The organism is Hymenobacter sp. CRA2 (assembly GCF_002007105.1).
Classification (GTDB): Bacteria; Bacteroidota; Bacteroidia; order Cytophagales; family Hymenobacteraceae; genus Solirubrum.
In genome coordinates this window covers 68806-87065 of sequence record NZ_MVBC01000018.1, presented here as the reverse complement: position 1 = coordinate 87065, position 18260 = coordinate 68806, and the positions used below count along the sequence as shown (strand labels likewise).

The 18260-nt window shown below is 65.4% G+C and carries 11 protein-coding genes; 5 read left to right on the top strand and 6 right to left on the bottom strand.

Features of this window, described 5'->3' with window-relative positions; translation table 11 throughout:
• Window positions 1-18: 18 nt before the first annotated feature.
• The 5 genes from B0919_RS21860 to B0919_RS21840 all read left to right on the top strand — a co-directional run bounded on the left by B0919_RS21860 (window position 19) and on the right by B0919_RS21840 (window position 10237).
• Window positions 19-3705, top strand: coding sequence for a DUF4450 domain-containing protein (locus B0919_RS21860; RefSeq protein WP_078014451.1), 3687 nt, complete (start codon window positions 19-21; stop codon window positions 3703-3705).
• A gap of 77 nt (window positions 3706-3782) precedes the next feature.
• Window positions 3783-5951, top strand: a complete 2169-nt coding sequence (locus B0919_RS21855; RefSeq protein WP_078014429.1) for a hypothetical protein — start codon at window positions 3783-3785, stop codon at window positions 5949-5951.
• 69 nt (window positions 5952-6020) lie between these two features.
• Complete coding sequence (locus B0919_RS21850) at window positions 6021-7679, top strand: glycoside hydrolase family 28 protein (RefSeq protein WP_078014428.1); 1659 nt, start codon at window positions 6021-6023, stop codon at window positions 7677-7679.
• Between the two features lie 199 nt (window positions 7680-7878).
• Window positions 7879-9150, top strand: coding sequence for a glycoside hydrolase family 88 protein (locus B0919_RS21845; RefSeq protein ID WP_317043904.1), 1272 nt, complete (start codon window positions 7879-7881; stop codon window positions 9148-9150).
• A gap of 259 nt (window positions 9151-9409) precedes the next feature.
• Complete coding sequence (locus B0919_RS21840; protein ID WP_139362317.1) at window positions 9410-10237, top strand: DUF6503 family protein; 828 nt, start codon at window positions 9410-9412, stop codon at window positions 10235-10237.
• 253 nt (window positions 10238-10490) lie between these two features.
• Here B0919_RS21840 and B0919_RS21835 read toward each other — a convergent pair whose 3' ends face one another.
• From B0919_RS21835 to B0919_RS21810, 6 genes are all read right to left on the bottom strand, one after another.
• Window positions 10491-13361, bottom strand: coding sequence for a glycoside hydrolase family 2 protein (locus B0919_RS21835; RefSeq protein ID WP_078014426.1), 2871 nt, complete (start codon window positions 13359-13361; stop codon window positions 10491-10493).
• An 80-nt stretch (window positions 13362-13441) separates the two neighbouring features.
• Window positions 13442-14530 carry a hypothetical protein gene (locus B0919_RS21830; protein WP_078014425.1) on the bottom strand — a complete coding sequence of 363 codons (1089 nt, stop codon included), beginning with the start codon at window positions 14528-14530 and terminating at the stop codon, window positions 13442-13444.
• Window positions 14527-16188 carry an FAD-dependent oxidoreductase gene (locus B0919_RS21825; RefSeq protein ID WP_078014424.1) on the bottom strand — a complete coding sequence of 554 codons (1662 nt, stop codon included), beginning with the start codon at window positions 16186-16188 and terminating at the stop codon, window positions 14527-14529. The genes B0919_RS21830 and B0919_RS21825 overlap by 4 nt, the downstream gene beginning before the upstream one ends.
• Before the next feature lie 5 nt (window positions 16189-16193).
• A complete protein-coding gene (locus B0919_RS21820) occupies window positions 16194-17750 on the bottom strand; it encodes a polyamine aminopropyltransferase (RefSeq protein ID WP_078014423.1) in 1557 nt (518 codons plus the stop codon).
• The gene (locus B0919_RS21815) at window positions 17743-17958 is read right to left on the bottom strand and encodes a DUF350 domain-containing protein (RefSeq protein ID WP_078014422.1); all 216 of its coding nucleotides are present in this window, start codon (window positions 17956-17958) and stop codon (window positions 17743-17745) included. Before B0919_RS21815 ends, B0919_RS21820 begins: the two co-directional genes overlap by 8 nt.
• Window positions 17959-18061: 103 nt before the next feature.
• The gene (locus tag B0919_RS21810) at window positions 18062-18259 is read right to left on the bottom strand and encodes a hypothetical protein (RefSeq protein WP_078014421.1); all 198 of its coding nucleotides are present in this window, start codon (window positions 18257-18259) and stop codon (window positions 18062-18064) included.
• Window position 18260: the final 1 nt, after the last annotated feature.

The window sequence follows — 18260 nt, the reverse complement described above, 5'->3', positions numbered from 1 at the left end:
ATCCTGCGCACCACCCGCTTGTTTGCTCGCTGCTGGCGCCTTGGCTTGCTGGCTTGGGCTGCTGCCTTGCTGGCCCGGCCCGCCGTGGCTCAGGCACCATCTGGTCAGCCACTTCGGCACCAGCAGCCGCGCGCGTTGCGCTACCGCCCCGCCGGCACCGATTTTGTCATCCGCAACGGCAACCGGCGCTTTACCCGGGCGCTGTACGGCACCCACACCGCCTTCCGCGTGGAGGCCGGCGACCTGCCCGAGTTTGCCCTGTACCTGCCCGGTATGGGCGGCAATTTGAAGTTTGGCTTGGTAGCCGGTGGCCGCAGCAAGTGGCTCATCAAGGCCGACAGCATCGAGGCGCGCTACCGGCCGGGCACCATGCTCTACCGCATTCAGGACCCCTTGCTGGGTCCGCAGGGGCAGTTGCGCCTGACGGTGCTGGCCCTGGTCGACGCGGAAGGCATGGTGATAAAGGTCGAGTTTGAGCACGTGGCCCCGCAGCAAGTGCAGGTGGTGTGGGCCTTCGGCGGCGCCACGGGCAAGAAATTCAGCCGCGACGGCGACATCGGCGCCGACCCCGAATCGAGCTTTTACCTGAAGCCTGAGTACTGCGCAGGCAACGAGTTTCAGCTGCGCGGCAATGCGTTTGTACTCACGTTTGGTCAGCCGCCCAAAAATGACCCGGCTCCGTCGGGGCGGCCGCAGCTGCTGGGCGTGGCCCCGGTTACTGCCGCCACGCACGTAGGCGACGCCGCCCGGCAGCAGACGCCCGCGGAGTGCTGGGCCGCGGCTCCATCGAGCGTCGCGCCGGTGCTGGCGGGCCGGGTAGGGGCTAAGCCGGGCGAGGTGCTGTACTTCGCCGTGCAGAAGCCAGCCGAGGCCGGCGCCAAAGTTTCGGCACTGCGCTACCCCGACCTGCCGAAGGCCTTTGCGCAGGCCGAAGCCGCCCGGCAGCAGCTAGCCAGCCGCGTGCAGGTGAGCACGCCGGATGCGTACCTGAATACCCTGGGCGGGGCCTTGAGCGTGGCGGCCGATGCCATCTGGGAGGCGCCCTCGTACCTGCACGGCGCGGTAGCCTGGCGCATGCGCCTCAACGGCTGGCGCGGGCCCTACGCCGCCGACCCGCTGGGCTGGCACGAGCGGGCGCAGATGCACTTTCGGGCCTACGCCCAGTCGCAGCTGACGCAGCCGCAAACCGGGCCGGTGGTGATGGACACGGCCCTGAACCTGGCCCGCTCGCAGGAAAAGCTGGGCACCAGCGTGTACTCGGCAGGCTACATCAGCCGCAACCCCGACGGCGACTTCCGCGCCCACCACTACGACATGAACCTGGTGTTCATCGACGAGCTGCTGCGCCACCTGCGCTGGACCGGCGACCTGGCTTTTGCCCGCGAAATGTGGCCGCTGCTGCAGCGGCACTTGGCCTGGGAAAAGCGCAACTTCGACCCCGACGGCGACGGGCTCTACGACGCCTACGCCGCCATTTGGGCCTCCGACGCGCTGCAGTACAGCGGTGGCGGTGTCACGCATTCTTCGGCCTACAACTACCTGGCCCACAAGATGGCCGCCGAGCTGGCCGCGCTCATTGGGCAGAACCCGGCGCCCTACCGGCAGGAAGCCACCAAGATCCGGCAGGCGCTGAACACGCGGCTGTGGCTGCCCGAGCAGGGCTGGTATGCCGAATTTCAGGACGCGCTGGGCCGAAAAAAACTGCATCCTGCCGCCGGCTTGTGGACCATTTACCACGCCATCGACTCGGAAGTGCCCGATGCCTTTCAGGCCTACCAGGCCCTGCGCTACGTGGATACCCAGCTGCCCCATATTCCGGTGCGCGCCGCGGGCCTGCTGGAGGGCGGCTATTATTTGCTCTCGACCACCAACTGGCAGCCCTACGACTGGTCGCTGAACAACGTGGTGCTGGCCGAAAATCTGCACGCCTCGCTGGCTTACTGGCGGGCCGGCCGTGCTGCCGATGCCTTTGGGCTCTGGAAAAGCGCGCTGCTCGAAAGCATGTACCTGGGCAGCAGCCCCGGCAACTTTCAGCAAATCAGCTTCTACGACGCCCATCGCGGCGAGCTGTACCGCGACTTCGCCGACCCCATCGGCGTGGCCGCCCGCTCTCTGGTCGAAGGCTTGTTCGGCATCCAGCCCGATGCTCTGCACGACACCCTGCTGGTGCGCCCCGGCCTGCCCGCCGCCTGGGATTCGGCGGCCCTGATAGTGCCCGACATAACGTTTCGTTTCCGCCGCCAGGGTCAGCGCGAGGTGTACCAGCTGACGCCGCGGTTGCCGAAACGCCTGGCGCTGCGGCTGCAGCTGCCCGCCCTGGCCGAGCACGTGCAAAGCCTGACGGTAAACGGCCGGCCGGCCCGCTGGACCAACCGGGACGACGCCGTGGGGCAGCCGGGCATTGAAGTGCAGGCCGAGCCGGCGGCGCACTACCGCGTGGAAATCAACTGGCTGGGGCCGGTGCCGGGCGGGGCGCAGGTGGTGCCGGGCGCCGGGGGCGCCATAAAAGTGGTGGCCTCCCGGGCCGTCATGACCAAGGTGTTCGACCCGCAGCAGGCGCTTGAAAACCCGACTATCAAAGGCAACATCCTCGACGCGGGCCTGAAGGAGACGCCCGGCAGCCGCACGGCCTTTGTGCAGCTGCGGCAGGGAAGCCTGACGTGGTGGGCGCCGCTGCCCCTGGAGCGAAAGCCCGCCCTGGAAATAGCCTCCTGCCTGGAGCAGCCCGACGGCAGCCTGCGCCTGCGCGTGCGCAACAACTCGTCCTTGCCCACGGCGGCAGTGGGAGTGGAGCGGGCGGGGCAAACGTGGTCGGTGCCGGCCATCCCGCCGCGCGGCTTGTCGGCGGAGCTGGTGGTGCCGGCCAGCGCCCTGGTGCCGGGCCACAATGCCGTAACCCTGCGCCGCACCCCTACCGACGCCGCCACCCAGCAGCTGATTACCTGGAGCAGCCCTGCGGCGGCCGATGCGCAGTGGAGTCCAATCAACCTGACGCGCTACTTCAACGATCAGGTCACCAACATCTTTCAGACGGGCAAGTACGTCTCGCCGCGGCCGGTGGGCCCTACGCTGCAGCTGCCCACCCAGGGCATCGGCAACTGGTGCTACCCGCTCACGGCAGCGGCCATCGACGACTCCGGCCTGCGCCGGCAGGCCGGCGCGGCGGGTGAAATCGTGCTGCCAATGGGCGTGCCGCTGCGCACGCCCGGGGCGGCGGGCGCCAAAAACGTGCTCTTCGTCTCGCAGTGGAACAACTACCCGGAGCAGGCCACCGTGCCGCTCAAGGGCCGCGCCTCGCACGCCTACCTGCTCATGGCCGGCTCCACCAACCCCATGCAGAGCCAGCTCGACAACGGCGAAGTCGTGGTGCGCTATACCGACGGCAGCACGGCCCGCCTCGCGCTGCGCAACCCCGACTCGTGGTGGCCCATCGAGCAGGACTACCTCGACGACGGCCTGGCCTTCCGCACCGGTGCGCCGCACCCGCCGCGGGTGCACCTGAAAACCGGTCAAGTGGTGCGCGGCGGCCAGTTCGACCAGTACAGCAGCATCAAGGGCTTCAGCACCCGCGCCATCGACGGCGGCGCGGTCACGGTGCTGGATCTGCCCCTCGACCCGCAGAAAAAACTCCACAGCCTCACCGTGCGCGCCCTCGCCAACGACGTGGTTATCGGTCTGATGAGCGTGACGCTGAGGCGGCCGTAACCCGCCCCTTAGCCCGCTATGCCGAGCGCCGCCGTGGCTTGACGCAGCCGTGAAACCTGCCACTCCACCACCCCAACATGCCCAACACCCGATTCCTTTTACTGACGGTAGTCGGCCTGGCCGCCCTGCCAGCCACCGATGCCCGGGCCCAGGCCATCAACCGCCGGGCTGTGGTGGAGCGCCACAAGGTGCTGAACACCCGTACCGATTCACTGGCTTCGCTGAACGTGGGCAACGGGGCTTTTGCCATAACTGTCGACGTGACGGGGCTGCAGTCGTTTCCGGAGTACTACCAGAAGGGTGTGCCGCTGGGCACGCAGTCGGAGTGGGGCTGGCACAGCTTCCCGAACAAAGAGGGCTACCGGGTGGAGGAGGCCCAGCGCCAGTACGAGCTGAACGGGCGCAAGATTTCCTACACCGTGCAGGTGAAAACGCCCGAGCGCAACAAGCAGGCCGTTGACTTTCTGCGGGCCAATCCGCACCGGCTGCAACTGGGCAACCTGGGCTTCGTCCTGCTCAAAAAAGACGGCTCCCGCGCCGGCATCAAAGACCTGAAGGACCTGCGCCAGGAACTGAACCCGTGGACCGGCGAAATCCGCAGCCACTTCGCGCTGGAAGGCACGCCGGTGGATGTGGTGACAGTAGGCCACCACGAGCAGGATGCGGTGGCCGTGCAGGTGCGCTCGGCTCTGGTGAAGCAGCAGCGCCTCCAAGTATTTTTGCGCTTCCCGTACCCAACGGCCGAGTGGGCCGACGTGGGCGTGAACTACCAGCACGCGGACAAGCACCAGTCGACAATCGAGGCGCAAAGCGGCAATTCCGCTTCCGTGCGGCATCAACTGGATGCTGATCAGTACTGGGTGGATTTCGGCTGGAACGGAAAGGCTCGGCTGGCCGCCGGTGCGCGGCCGCACGAGTTCGTGCTGACGCCCGCCGGCAAGCGGGACGTGCTGGAAGTCAGCGCCAGGTTTGCCCAGCCGGCTACCCGAACCGGGACGAAAGAGCCGACACTCGCCGGGGTGCCATCCTTCGCCGACACCCAGGAAAGCAGCGTCGCAGGCTGGAAAAGCTTCTGGCTCAGCGGCGGCGCTGTCGACTTCGGGGCCACCGCCGACCCGCGTGCCCGGGAGCTGGAGCGCCGCGTTGTGCTGTCGCAGTACCTGATCCGCAGCCAGGAGACAGGGCAGTACCCGCCCCAGGAAACCGGGCTGGTGTACAACAGCTGGTTTGGCAAGCCCCACCTGGAAATGCACTACTGGCACGCCATGCACTACGCGCTGTGGGGCCGCTCCGAGCTGCTGCAAAAGAGCCTCGACTGGTACCTACGCCCGGAAATCGTGGCCGGGGCCCGCGCCATTGCCCAGCGCCAGGGCTTCGAGGGCCTGCGCTGGCAGAAGATGACCGACAACCAGGGTCGCGAGGCGCCCTCGTCGGTGGGTGCGTTTCTGATCTGGCAGCAGCCGCACTTCATTTACCTGGCCGAGCTGGTGCGCCGCGACAATCACCCCGAAGCCCAGCAGAAGTACCAGGAGCTGGTCTTCGCCACGGCCGATTTCATGGCCTCGTACCCTTTCTACGAGCAGGAAAAGGGCCGCTACATTCTCGGCAAGGGCCTCATCCCGGCTCAGGAACGGTTCAAGGCCGAAGAAACCTTCAATCCCACCTACGAGCTGGTGTACTGGCACTGGGCCCTGACCACGGCCCAGCAATGGCGCCAGCGCGCCGGTGTAGCACCCAATCCGAAGTACGCGCAGGTGCTGCAGAAGCTTTCCAGGCTGCCCGAGGCCGGCGGCGTGTACCTGGCCACCGAAAGCGCCCCCGACTCCTACACCAACCCCGAATTCAAGACCGACCACCCCTCGGTGCTCGGCGCGCTGGGCATGATGCCGGCCACCGGCCAGCAGGACGCGGCCACCATGCGTCGCACCTTCGACCTCGTCTGGCGCGACTGGACCTGGAAAGCTACCTGGGGCTGGGACTTCCCCATGACCTCGATGACGGCCACCCGCCTGGGCCTTCCCGATAAAGCCGTGGACGCGCTGCTAATGCCCATCAAAACCAATACTTACCTGCCCAACGGCCACAACTTTCAGGACGAGCGGTTGCGCATTTACCTGCCCGGCAACGGCGGCGTGCTGGCCGCCGTGGCGCTGATGTGCGCCGGCTACGACGGCAGCCCCGCGAAGAACCCCGGCATCCCGCAGGGCTGGAACGTGAAGTGGGAGGGCCTCCAGCCCATGCCTTAGCCAAACGGTGAACTGCCCTCCTCATCGGAGAAGCGGAGCTAGCTTTACCCGTAGCACCTACTCTGCCTCATGAAATACCTGCCCATACTCGGTCTGCTGACCCTGAATAGCCTTGCCGCCGCGGCCCAGTCGTTCACCCCGAACCTGCCCCGGATCAATATCACCGAATTCCGCAAGGATACCTTCGCCATTACCAAGTACGGCGCCGTGCCCGATGGCCTAACCCCCAGCACCCAGGCCATTCAGCAGGCCATCGACGCGTGCAGCCAGGCCGGTGGGGGCGTGGTGCTGGTGCCGCGCGGGCACTGGCGCACGGCCGGGCTACAGATGCGCTCCAACGTGAACCTGAGCGTGGCCCGCGGCGCTTTGCTGCAATTCTCGAATAACCGCGCCGATTACCGGCTCGTCAAAACCAACTGGGAAGGGCTGGCGGCCGTGCGCAATCAGGCCCTGATCTACGGGCAGAACCTGCAGAACGTGGCCATTACCGGCCAGGGCATCCTCGACGGAGCCGGCGAAGCCTGGTGGATGGTGCAGAAAGGCCGCACTATCAGCAGCGAGTGGAAGGAGCTGGTGGCCTCCGGCGGCGTGCTGAACGAGAAGCAGGACCGGTGGTACCCCTCGGCGCAGTCGCTGAAGGGCACCACGGTGAAGGAAGCCGGCGTGATTACCGAGGAAAAGCACGAAATCCAGGACTTTGAGGACGTTAAAGACTACCTGCGGCCCGATTTTCTGGTGCTCGACCACTGCCAGCGTATCCTGCTGGAGGGCGTGACCTTTCAGAACTCCCCGGCCTGGACGCTGCACCCAATGATGAGCCAGGATGTGGTGGTGCGCGGCGTGACGGTGCTCAACGGACCCTACACGCCCAACACCGACGCGCTCGACCTGGAATCCATCAACCGCGGCCTGGTGGAAAACTGCACGTTCAGCGTGGGCGACGACGCCATCTGCATCAAGTCGGGGCGGAATGAGCAGGGGCGGCAGCGCGCTATGCCCACCGAAAACATTCTGGTGCGCAACTGCACCGTGTACCGCGCCCACGGCGGCTTTGTCATCGGGAGCGAAATGTCTGGCGGGGCGCGCAACATCTGGGCCCAGAACCTCACCTTCATCGGCACCGACATCGGCCTGCGCTTCAAGACCACGCGCGGCCGTGGCGGGGTGGTAGAGAACATCTTCATCGAGAACGTGGACATGAAGGACATTCCGGCCGAGGCCATCCTGTTCGACATGTACTACATGATCAAAGACCCCACGCCGCAGTTGGCCGGCTCGAAGGAGCGGCCCGAGTCGCCGGCCCAGCCGGTAGGGGAGGGCACGCCGGCTTTTCGTAAGATTTCGATGCGCAACGTGACCTGCAACGGGGCCCGCACCGCCCTGATGGTACGTGGCCTGCCCGAGCGCGCCATTGAGGACATCAGCCTCGAAAACGCCGTGCTGCAAGCGGATAAAGGCCTCGTGTGCATCGAAGCCGACCGCATCAGCCTTCGCAACGTGACCCTGCTCACCACCAATACCGATCCGGTGATGGAAGTGCACAACAGCCAGAATATCACCCTCGACGGCATCAAGTATGCCCCCGGTGCCACCGCGCTGCTACGCGTGTCGGGCGCCGACAAGGCCAAAAACGTGCACCTGCGCAACACCGATGTGAGCAAGGCCAAGCTGGCAGTGGAATACGGCGCCGGCGTGAAGAAAAAAGCCGTGGCGGTAACCAAAAAGTAGCCTGCCGACCCGATGTGTAGTAGGCGACTGGTCAACAGCTTTACTAACCTACGACGGGTGCCCTGACGAGCTAAATCAAGTAATAGAGCTTAGTACTTGCTCACTTAGCCGGGCATGACAGCACATGACGGCACTGTTGCTCGTAGTCAGTAAACTTGCTGACCGAGTTTTTCTCCTTTGAGCCCCCGCAGTTTTTCCTATGCGTACTTACCCACTTCCGGTGTTGCTAGCCTTGCTGCTCACCGGCCCGCTGGCCTCGGCCCAAAGCAAAGTAAAAATCAAAACGAAGGGTGGCACGCCGGCCAAAACCGCCGCCGCATCGGCCAAACCGGTGGCGGCCGTGGCTCGGCCCTGGTCGCAGCGCATGGCCGATTCGTTTATGCGCCTGTACCCCGATTCGGTGCCGCCGGAGCGCAACCGCGCCGCCCGCTGGGGCTACGAGCACGGGCTGATGCTAAAGGCCCTGGAGCGCACCTGGCAGCGCACCGGCGAGCGGAAATACCTCGACTACGTGGTCAAAACCATGGACCTCTCCATCGGCGCCGAGGCGAGCATCCGCTACTTCAAAATGGAGGACTACAACCTCGACAACATCAACGCCGGGCGGGTGCTGCTCACGCTGTACCAGCAGCCCCAGCTGCCGCGCCGCGAGCTGTACCGCAAAGCCGCCGAAACGCTGCACCAGCAGCTGCAAAACCAGCCGCACACTTCGGAAGGCGGCTACTGGCACAAGAAGCGCTACCCGAACCAGATGTGGCTCGACGGCCTGTACATGGCCGAGCCGTTCTCGGCCGAGTACGCCAGGCTATTCAACCAGCCCAAGGATTTCGACCACATTGCGTTGCAGTTTGCGCTGGTGGAAAAGCACATGGTCGACCCCAAAACCGGGCTGCTCTACCACGGCTGGGACGAGGCCAAAACCGAGAAGTGGGCCAACAAGGAAACCGGCTTGTCGCCTAACTTCTGGAGCCGCGGCATGGGCTGGTACGCCATGGCCCTCGTGGACGTGCTCGATTACTTCCCCAAAGACCACCCGCAGCGCCCGCAGCTCATCAGGAATTTGCAGCGCCTGGCGCCGGTGCTGGCCAAGTACCAGGACCCCGCCACCGGCGGCTGGTGGCAGGTAACGGACCAGGCTAACCGCCAGGGCAACTACATCGAAACCTCGGGCACCTGCATGTTCGTGTACGCCCTGCAGAAAGGCGTGCGCCTCGGGTACCTCGACAAACAGTACGCCGCCGTAGCCCGGAAAGGCTACCAGGGCGTGCTGCAGAAGTTCGTGGAAACGCAGCCCGACGGGGCAGTGGCCCTGAACGGCACGGTGAGCGTGGGCGGCCTGGGCGGCAACCCCTACCGCGACGGCAGCTACGAGTACTACCTCTCGGAGCCCATCAAGCAGAACGACTTTAAGGGCGTGGGGCCGTTCATCATGGCCAGCATCGAAATGGAAATGGCAGCGGGCAAAAAGTAAGACGAGCAGTAGGCGCCAGAGCATACAGGGTTGATTCGGGTGTGCCCCAGCGCTTCGGTAGCGGCACTGAACCTTGCGGGGAACCGCATTAAAGCGTCAATCCGGCACTCCGAGCCGGAGGAGTACGTCTCCGCCGGCTCGGAGTGACGTGCAAGCGGAGGGCGCTAAGGGTATAAATGCTGGGTCGTGCTAACCTATGCCCGACTTTATTGTAGCTTTTGCGTACCCGCGTTAGTTTCCCGTCCTCACTGCCTCTGTTATGCCGCACCCGAGTACCCATCGCCCGTTTTCCTCGCTTATCCACTTAGGTCTGGCCAGTGCCGCCGCAGCCTTGCTGCTGCCGGGCGTGGCGCATGCCCAGGCCAAGCTCGGTAAAGTCGTTGCGTACCCTGCCGGGTCGGGCTTCAATACCTCCGGCTCCGATGCCCGCGCCGTGGCTCTGGCCGACAGCGTAATGCAGGCTATGGGCGGCTACGACGCCTGGCAGAAAGCCCGCTTTATCGGCTGGGAGTTTTTCGGCGAGCAGTACCAGGTGTGGGACAAGCAAACCAACGACTTCCGCTGGCAGAAGGGCGACCTGGTGCTGACCGGCAACTTGAACACGCGCACCGGCAAAGCCTACAAAGCCGGGCAGGACATCAGCGAAACCGAGGACGGCAAGAAGCTGCTCACCAACATGTACGCCATGTGGGCCAACAACTCGTGGTGGCTCATCATGCCCTACAAGCTCAAGGACTCGGGCGTGACGCTCACCTACAAGGGCGAGGCCAAGACCATGCAGGGCGCCCCGGCCCGGCTGCTGCAGATGACCTTCGAAAACGTAGGCGTGACGCCCAACAACCGCTACGAGCTGCTCGTCAATCCCCGTACCTACCTCATCGAGGAGTGGGCCTACTTCAAGAACGCCGCCGACCCCGCGCCGGCTTTCCGCCGTCAGTGGAGCGACTACCGCCGCTACGGCAGCATCCTGCTCGCCGCCAACCGCTCCGACGGCAAGGACGGCCGCCAGCTCAACAGCATTGCCGTGGCGCCGAAAGTGCCCGCCGGCTACATGCAGAACCCCAAGCCGGCCGAGAAGCTGAAGTAGCAACGGCAGCACCGCTTGTCATTGCGAGCGAAGCGAAGCAACCGCAGGAAGGCGTAGCCAATCGGTCCTGTACAGTGTGCCAACCATAAAAATGAGCACCGCCCGAAACTAGCGTCTGCAGTTTCGGGCGATGCTGTTTTCGGTGAGTAGGTATTGCGTCGTCGGTGCTACTAGAGGACCGATTGGCTACGCCTTCCTGCGGTTGCTTCGCTTCGCTTGCAATGACAGCCGGGGAGCCACCCCACCTGACTGCTTAGAACAAGTCGTCCTTGGCCGGGGCGGTGTAGGGCTGGGGTGCACCGCTCATCTTGGGCAGGCCGAAGAAGAAGTAAAGCGTGCGCTTCCTGGTGCCGCTCAGGTAGTTTAGCTCGCTTTGCGGGCCCAGGTTTTTGGTGTCCGCGTCGATGTTCAGGGCCAGCTTGGTGCCCAGGGGCGGAATGGCATCCAGAAAGGAAAGGTTGCCGACGGGCAACGCTGGAAAGGGCTTCACGCCGGAGAGGCCGTAGAAATCGAACAGGCGCACGTACAGGCCGGGGTCGGGCGAGGCGACGAGGAACTTACCCTCTACCGTGTTCATCTCCAGCCAGCTGAGGTCGGCGAAGTAGCCTTTGAATTCGGGGTAAATCCACGGCGCGGCGCCGGTCTGGGTGTTGTTGTAAGCGTTTTCCCACACGTTCAGCGTCACGCCCTGCAGGCGGTTTTTCCAGACGCGGTAGGGGCCCTTACCCAGCCACTTGGCGCCGAGCACGTAGTTTTCGGGGTAGCTGAAGCTCAGCCCGGCGAAGGGCAAGTCGCCAGTGGCAGTGTATTCGTAATCGAGCTGCAGCCAGCCCGAGCCGTACATCTTCCAGCGCACCGCTTTCAGGTCGCCGCTGTACGCAGCTTCGATGACTTCGCCGTCCGGTTCGGTGTGGCGCTTCAGGCCGGTAAAGGCCGCGGAGCCGCTTACCAGTACCGGCCCGCCCCCGAAGCTCAGCCTGTCGCCGTTGTTGCCCTTCAGCCCGGTGAGGCGGCCATTTTGCTTGTTCCAGCTAACGCTGATGCCCCCGGCTTTCAGCGTCAGCGTGGAGTCGGTTTCGGTGGCTTCCACGGCGGCTTGTTTGTCCTGCAGCGCCACGATGCCGTCGAGGAGCTTGCTCGGGGCGCCCGTCGGCCAGCTCCATTTGTACACCAGGTTCTTTTGCGGGTCGAAGGCCGAGAGCAGCAGCGCGTCGTAGCGTTGCCAGTCCTTGGGCAGCGCCAGCTTCAGCCGGCCGGTGGCCAGCGGCGCCACGTTCGGACTGCTGGCACGGCCGCGCTGCTGCGTGACGTAGCCGCCGAAGGCCTCGCCGGGCTTGCGGTAGTTCACCAGCTCCCACTGGAAAAAGCACTGCGAGAGGTTGAGGAAGTGGTAGCGGTTTTCCACCTCGATGACGCCCTTAAACTTGGCGGGCAGCGCCGTCTGGCGGATGTGTACGGGGGAGAAGATTTCGCGCAGGGCGTAGAAGCTGCCTTCCTTTTCGCGGTGCGGGCCCACCACGCCGTCGGGCGCATTCACCCCGTTCACGTCGATGATGCCGCGCTGATCGGTGCGTACGACGCCTTCATCCACCAACGCCCAGATGAAGCCGCCGCCCGAGCGGGCCGACTTCCAGTGCAGCTCCCAGAAATCGGCCATGCCCACGGCCGCCCCGCCGTCGTCCTGGGCGTGCAGGAATTCGGTGGGCATATAGATCAGCGAGTCGGCGAGGATTTTCCGGGTGCTGTAGTAGTTCTCGTAGTGGTTCGTGTCGATGCCGTTGTGCTGGTTGCCGGGGCGGTGGTGGGCATGGATGACGGGCCGCCTCGACAGGTCGTAGAGGGCATAATCATCGTCTAGCTCCTTGTTGGTGCCGCCCTCGTTGCCGTTGCTCCAGAACAGGATGCTGGGGTGGTTACAGTCGCGCTGCACCATTTCGCGCACCAGCGGCGCACCGGCTTTGGTGGAGTACGCCTTCTGCCAGCCGGCCAGCTCGTCGAGCACGTACAGGCCCAAGGAGTCGCAGAGTTTCAGGAAGCGCGCGTCGGGCGGGTAGTGCGACATGCGCACCGCGTTCATGTTCATCTCCTTGATCAGGCGCACGTCCTGCAGCTGGATGGCGTCGTTGAGGGTGCGGCCGGTTTCGGGCCACCAGCTGTGGCGGTTGATGCCCTTGAGCTTCACCTGCGTGCCGTTGACGAAAATGCCCCGGCCGCGCCGGATTTCGATGGTGCGGAAGCCGAAATTCTCCGTTGTTTCGTAGAGCGGCTGCCCGCCGGCCAGCAGCCGCACGCGGGCCTGGTACAGGGTCGGCGTTTCCGAAGTCCACTGCCGCGGCCGGGCTACAGTGGTGCTGAGCCGAACGAGCGTGTCGCCGGGCTGAGCCGCGCCGCGCGCAGTGCCCACCACCTTGCCCGCGGCGTCTAGTATATCGGCCTGCACCTCGCTGGGCTGCCGCAGGCCGCGCGTAAACACGTGCATGGCGAAGCGGCCGTCGGCCCGGGCATCGATGGCGGTGCGGGCAATGTGCTGCCGCGGAAACGCCTCCAGCTTCACCGGCCGGAAAATGCCGCCGAACACCCAGTAATCGGCCAGCCGCTCGGCGTTATTCACGGAGGCGTCGGCCGACATCTTGCTCACGGTGACTTCCAGCAGGTTGGGCTGGCCCGCGGGCCGTAGCTTGTCGGTGATGTCGTAGCGGAACTCGTAGAAAGCGCCCTGGTGAATGGGCCCGGCCGCTTGGCCGTTTATCTTCACCTCGGTATCGGTCATCGAGCCTTCGAAGACGATAAACACCTGCTTGTCCTGCCAATCAGCGGGCACGGTGAACGGGTGCTTGTAGCGGCCCTGCTCGTCGGCGAAGCGGAAGTTCTTGCCGTAGGTTTTGTAGTCGCGGCCGTAGTTGTAGCTCCCGAAGCCCTGCTGCTCCCAGCACGAAGGCACCTGAATGGTGGTCCAGTACCCGCTTTGCCGGCCGCCGGTGCAGTAAAAATCCCAGGTGGCGGTGCGCGCATTGTCGCGGCCCGAAAGGTACTGTGTCTGCTTGGTAGGCACGGCCTGGGCCGCCGCGACGCTGCTCCAGAGCAGGAGCAGGCCGCACAGCCAGCGGGTGGGCAGGATGGACATGGCGGGAGCGGGAAAAGAATGCGTTGGTGCACCTAACATAAGCACCGCCCGCCGCCCGGCTGACCTGTAGTTTCCTGCTCTCAGGCGGCTTCGAAAGCCCGCGTCCCGGCAGGAGCAGCGGCCGCCCGCGGTGCCGCCTGCGGGCGGCGCCAGATAAAGCCGTCGAGCACGTAGTGCGTGGCCTGCGGCAGGGCCAGCAGCGGCACCAGCCAGGCCAGCAGGGCGGCATCGGCTACGCGCGGCAGGTGCTGAAACCAGCCGAACACGCCGCCGTGCTCCCGCCATACCAGCCCGTCCCACACGCCTTCTTCCAGGTAAGCCAACGTCAGAATCAGCCCCAGAAACAGCACCAGCCCGTAGCGCCCGGCCCACACGCCGCGGCGCGTGCTGGTTTGGCCCGGCTGCGGCTCGTGCCCGCTGGCCCACACCAGCGCCAGGTACGGAATGCCGTGCGACACCACGTTGAGCAGCGTGAAAGCCAGGTCGCCGTTGAAGTACACGATGCCGAAGTACCACGACACGGCCGTACCGAGCACCAGCAGGTTGCGCGGCAGATTGAAGCGGTGCGCCCCGAGCCACTGCCGCAATTCCTTGGCCGCATAAGCCAGCAGCAGCGCGGCAAACGCCGCGGTGGCCAGCAGGCGGCCCAGCGGCCAGTCCGTCTGCACGAAGTCGCCGTCGACAAACCAGTTGAAGTTGCGCGGCGCGGATAAGTGCCAGTAGAGCAGCGGGTAGAGCGTAGCGCCGTAAATCACGGCCGTATCCAGCCAGCGGTGGGGCTGAGCGCTTTCGTGGCGGGCGTACAGGCGTAGGAAGCCGTACTGCTGGCGCACGAAATGAAACACGGCCAGGTAGGCCAGCACCCGCCAGAACAGCAGCCCGCTGACGTGGTGCAAGGCCACGCCGGCCGCGTAGCAGCCTAGCGGCACCAGCCAGTACAGCCGGGCCTGCCGCCGCCGCCGCACCGGGTCGAGGTAGGTACGAAACAAGGTGCTGTACACGTGCGCCACGTCGATGAAGAGCACCAGCGCCACCCAGCCGAGCAGGGGCATCTGCGGGGTGCTACGGAAGGCCGCCGGCAGCAGCATTACCACCAGCAGCGACACGAACGGCGGGGCCAGCACCAGCAGGCCGTCGAACCAGGCGGAGCGGATCCAGGGCTGTTTCACGCGGGCAGGAGCATTTCGGTGGCTGCCCGGATGCCCTGGTAAAAGGCTTCCTCGAACAGAGAAATGCCGCTCAGGTCGGTGTGGGCGAAGAAGAGCTTGTGGCGCAGCGGCTGGCGGGCCGTTGCGCGGGAGCCGCCCCACACGTAGCCCGGCGTGGGCGCCACCATGCCGTGGCCCCACACCCACACTTCGGCCTGCTGCACGCGGGGCGTGATGCCGGGGTGCGCAGTTTCCAGCTCGGCCAGAATGCGCTGCAGCCACTGCTCGTAGCTGGTTTGGTAAGCTTCGCGCCGGGCCGCGTCGGGGTCGGTGTGAGCGAGCGGGCAGTAGTAGGTCATCACGCGCGGCCCGGGCTGGAGGCCGAGGTCCTGGTGGTTGGCGTCGATGTAGCCCACCGCGGCGCTACCGTACTGCACGTTGTCCCAGCTTAGGGGCTGGCCCGGGCCCTGCGGCAGCCCGTCCACGGTGAGGTTGGCAATAACCCAGGGCGCGTGGTAGGGCGCCGGTCTGAGCGTGGGTGCGTCGGGCACCTGGGCCAGCAGGCGGCGCGTCACGAAGTAGGGCGTGGCCAGCAGCACCTGCCGCGCCTCGATGCGGGTAGTCTGGCGCGTGGCCACGTCGTAAGTCAGCACCGATACACCGGCGGGCGTCTCGCGCAGGTCGTAGGCCAGCTGACCGGAGTGGATGTTGTCGGGGGCCTGGCGGCGCAGGTGTTCCACCAGAAATCCGTTGCCTTCCGGCCAGGTCAGCACGTCGGCGTGGGTGGCGTTGTGGGCGCGGCCCTTGCGGCTGGCAAAGTAGTGCAGCCCGGCCCAGGCCGACACGCGCGCCGCGGTGGCGCCGTAGTCGTCCTTGCAGCCGTAATCGAGGTACCAGCGCAGGTAGGGCGAGGTATAGCCTTCCCGGTCGAGGTAGTCGGCAAAGGACAACGCGTCGAGCTGCCGAAACCGCGGGTCAGCGGAGGACTTATCCAGCGGAATGGCAAAGGCGTCGCGGCCGTCTGCGCCCTGAGCCTGGCGCAGCTCATCGATCAGCCCGAAAAAGCGGCTGATCTGCTCCCGGTCGGCGGCCGGCACGCCTAGCTCGGGCACCAGCCCGCTCTGCCAGTGGCCGTGGATGAGCAGGCGCTCCTCCGGGTCGTGGCAGAGGTGGTATTCGCTGTAGATGGGCAGCCCGTCGGGGGCGAAGCCGGTGATGGTGCCGGCCTCCTGCAGAAACTCCAGCAGCTCGCGGTTGCGCACGTCGGGCACGGGCAGGTAGTGCGCGCCCCACGGGTAGGCCGACACGCCGTTGCGCCCGCCGGCTGCGTTGCCGCCCACCGCGGCTTCCAGCTCCACCAGCAGCACCTCGCGGCGGCCGTGGCGCGCCAGCCAGCGCTTGGCCGCTAGTCCGCTTACGCCCCCACCGATGATGAGCACATCGGTCTGCACCGTGCGGCTGGGGGCGGGTAGCTTCGTGGGGTCGCGCAGCAGGTGGCCCACCGAAAAATTAGCCCCGCGCATACCGCCCTGAATGTGGGCGTGCGAGGCCGCCGGCGCGCAGCTATCCAGCAGCGCCGGGCTCAGCAGCAAACCCGCCGCGCCCAGGGCCGTGCGGGCCACAAAGTCGCGTCGGCCGGGCGAGAAAGCCGCGGCTCCGGGGGCATCTTGCTTAATCATGCGGCTCAGTGCGTGTAGGGCCCCCAGTCCTCCTCGAAGTAGCGCACCAGCGCTTGGTTGTTGAGCTGGTTGATGTCGGTGGGCAGCTCGGCCATATCGGGCGGAAATACCAGCATCTGCCGGATGGACTGCGGCGTGATGTAGCGCAGCCCCTGTGGCAGCGGGCCTGCGTCGCCGCGCCAGTGGCCGTTGCGGCCGGCCAGCACGTAGCCCCATTCGCCGAAAGAAGGCACGTAGAGGTGGTACGGAATGGTGTGGAAACCCGCCGCCTGCAGCGTGTGGCTAATGCACCAGAACGACTTGCGCGCCACGTAGGGCGAGGTGCTCTGCACCACCATCAGCCCGCCGGGCGCGAGCAAGTGGTCCAGCTCCTGGTAAAAAGCGGCGCTGTAGAGCTTACCGATGCTGTAGTTGGAAGGGTCGGGGAAGTCCACCACCAGCAGGTCGTAGCGGGTGGTGTCCGCGCGCACCCAGCGGTAGGCGTCGCCGTTGATGACCTGCACTTTGGGGTTGAGCAGGGAGCGTTGGTTCAGGGCCAGCAGCTGCTCGTTGTGCTGAAACAGCTGGGTCATGCCCGCGTCCAGGTCCACCAGCCGGATCTGCTGCAGCTGCGGGTACTTCAGCAGCTCGCGCACGGCCAGCCCATCACCGCCGCCGAGCACCAGCACGCGCCGGGCGTGGGGCAGGGCCTGCATGGCCGGGTGCACCAGCGCCTCGTGGTAGCGGTATTCGTCGGCCGAGCTGAACTGCAGGTTGCCGTTGAGAAACAGGCGCAGTTCGCGCTGGTTCTTCGTCAGCACGATGCGCTGGTAGGGCGTGCTCTTGCTGTATATCACCTGGTCCTGGAAGGCCATGGTTTCGGTGTACACCTGAATGCGCTCGGCGTAGGCGAAGCCCACCGCCAGCACGAGCAGGGCCACGCCCACCACGGCCGTGAAGCCGCGGCGGTAGGGGCGCGTCTCGCCGAAGCGGTAGAGCAGCAGCCCGGCCACGGCTACGTTCAAGGCCCCGAAAAACAGCGAAGTGCGAATCAGCCCGAGCTGGGGCACCAGCACCAGCGGAAAAATCAGCGAGGCCAGCAGCGCCCCGATGTAGTCAAAGGTGAACACGCGCGAAACCAGCTCCTTGAACTCGAAGCGGTTTTCCAGAATGCGCATCAGCAGCGGAATTTCCAGCCCCACCAGGATGCCCGTCAGCCCGACGAGCGTGTAGAGAATCAGGCGGAAGGAAGTGACGTACTCGAAGAGCACGAACAGCAGCGGAGCCGACAAGCCGCCCACCAGCCCCACCAGAATTTCCAGCCGGATAAACCACTTCAGCAGGGGCGCGTCGAGAAAGCGCGACAGCCACGAGCCGATGCCCATGGAAAACAGGTAGGCCCCGATGATGGTGGAAAACTGCGTGACTGAGTCGCCGAGCAGGTAGCTGGCCAGCGTGCCCGCAATCAGCTCGTAAATCAGCCCGCAGGTGGCAATGACGAACACCGAGCCCAGCAGCAGGGCCGGCAGGTGGTCCTCGCCGGTCCGGCGCCGGGCCGACGGGAGCACCGGTTGGTTAGCCATGAATTGCCGAACTGATAATCAACGCCACCGCGAGCATAAACGCGGCTGCCACGATGGCCAGGGCTGTGTTGTGCTCGTCGATGATTTCCTTCCACAGGGTCTTGGGCGTCAGCTTGTCGAAGATGATGAAGCTGACCACCAGAATCAGGATGCCCAGCACCGAATACAAGACCGAGGCGATGATGAGCTTGAAGTTGAGGTATTCCATAAGGGAAGGTTAAGAGGGTAGGAGGGTATGAGTGATTAAAGGGTAACAGGGAGCGGTTTTGGGCCGACAACTCCTAAACTCTTACCCTCCTCAACTCACAGCCTTATTTGTGGTAGTAGACGCCGTGGCCGGAGCGGCCGCCGGAGTGGCTGCGGGTGCCGTTGATGTTTTCCGTCGATTCGTTGTCGTCACCGAGCAGGCGGCGGCCCGTCAGGTTGGCCCAGATGAAGGTACCGAAGCCCAGCAGCACGAGCAGCGAGTAAAACCAGTGGCGACGGGCAAAGGCGAGTAAGGTTTCCATA

Bases quoted from the DNA above. Each gene is read 5' to 3' on its own strand.
- B0919_RS21810 (WP_078014421.1), bottom strand. From the start codon at position 18,259: ATGGAAACCTTACTCGCCTTTGCCCGTCGCCACTGGTTTTACTCGCTG.
- B0919_RS21840 (WP_139362317.1), top strand. From the start codon at position 9,410: ATGCCGCACCCGAGTACCCATCGCCCGTTTTCCTCGCTTATCCACTTA.
- B0919_RS21850 (WP_078014428.1), top strand. From the start codon at position 6,021: ATGAAATACCTGCCCATACTCGGTCTGCTGACCCTGAATAGCCTTGCC.
- B0919_RS21825 (WP_078014424.1), bottom strand. From the start codon at position 16,188: ATGATTAAGCAAGATGCCCCCGGAGCCGCGGCTTTCTCGCCCGGCCGA.
- B0919_RS21845 (WP_317043904.1), top strand. From the start codon at position 7,879: ATGCGTACTTACCCACTTCCGGTGTTGCTAGCCTTGCTGCTCACCGGC.
- B0919_RS21835 (WP_078014426.1), bottom strand. From the start codon at position 13,361: ATGTCCATCCTGCCCACCCGCTGGCTGTGCGGCCTGCTCCTGCTCTGG.
- B0919_RS21820 (WP_078014423.1), bottom strand. From the start codon at position 17,750: ATGGCTAACCAACCGGTGCTCCCGTCGGCCCGGCGCCGGACCGGCGAG.
- B0919_RS21815 (WP_078014422.1), bottom strand. From the start codon at position 17,958: ATGGAATACCTCAACTTCAAGCTCATCATCGCCTCGGTCTTGTATTCG.
- B0919_RS21855 (WP_078014429.1), top strand. From the start codon at position 3,783: ATGCCCAACACCCGATTCCTTTTACTGACGGTAGTCGGCCTGGCCGCC.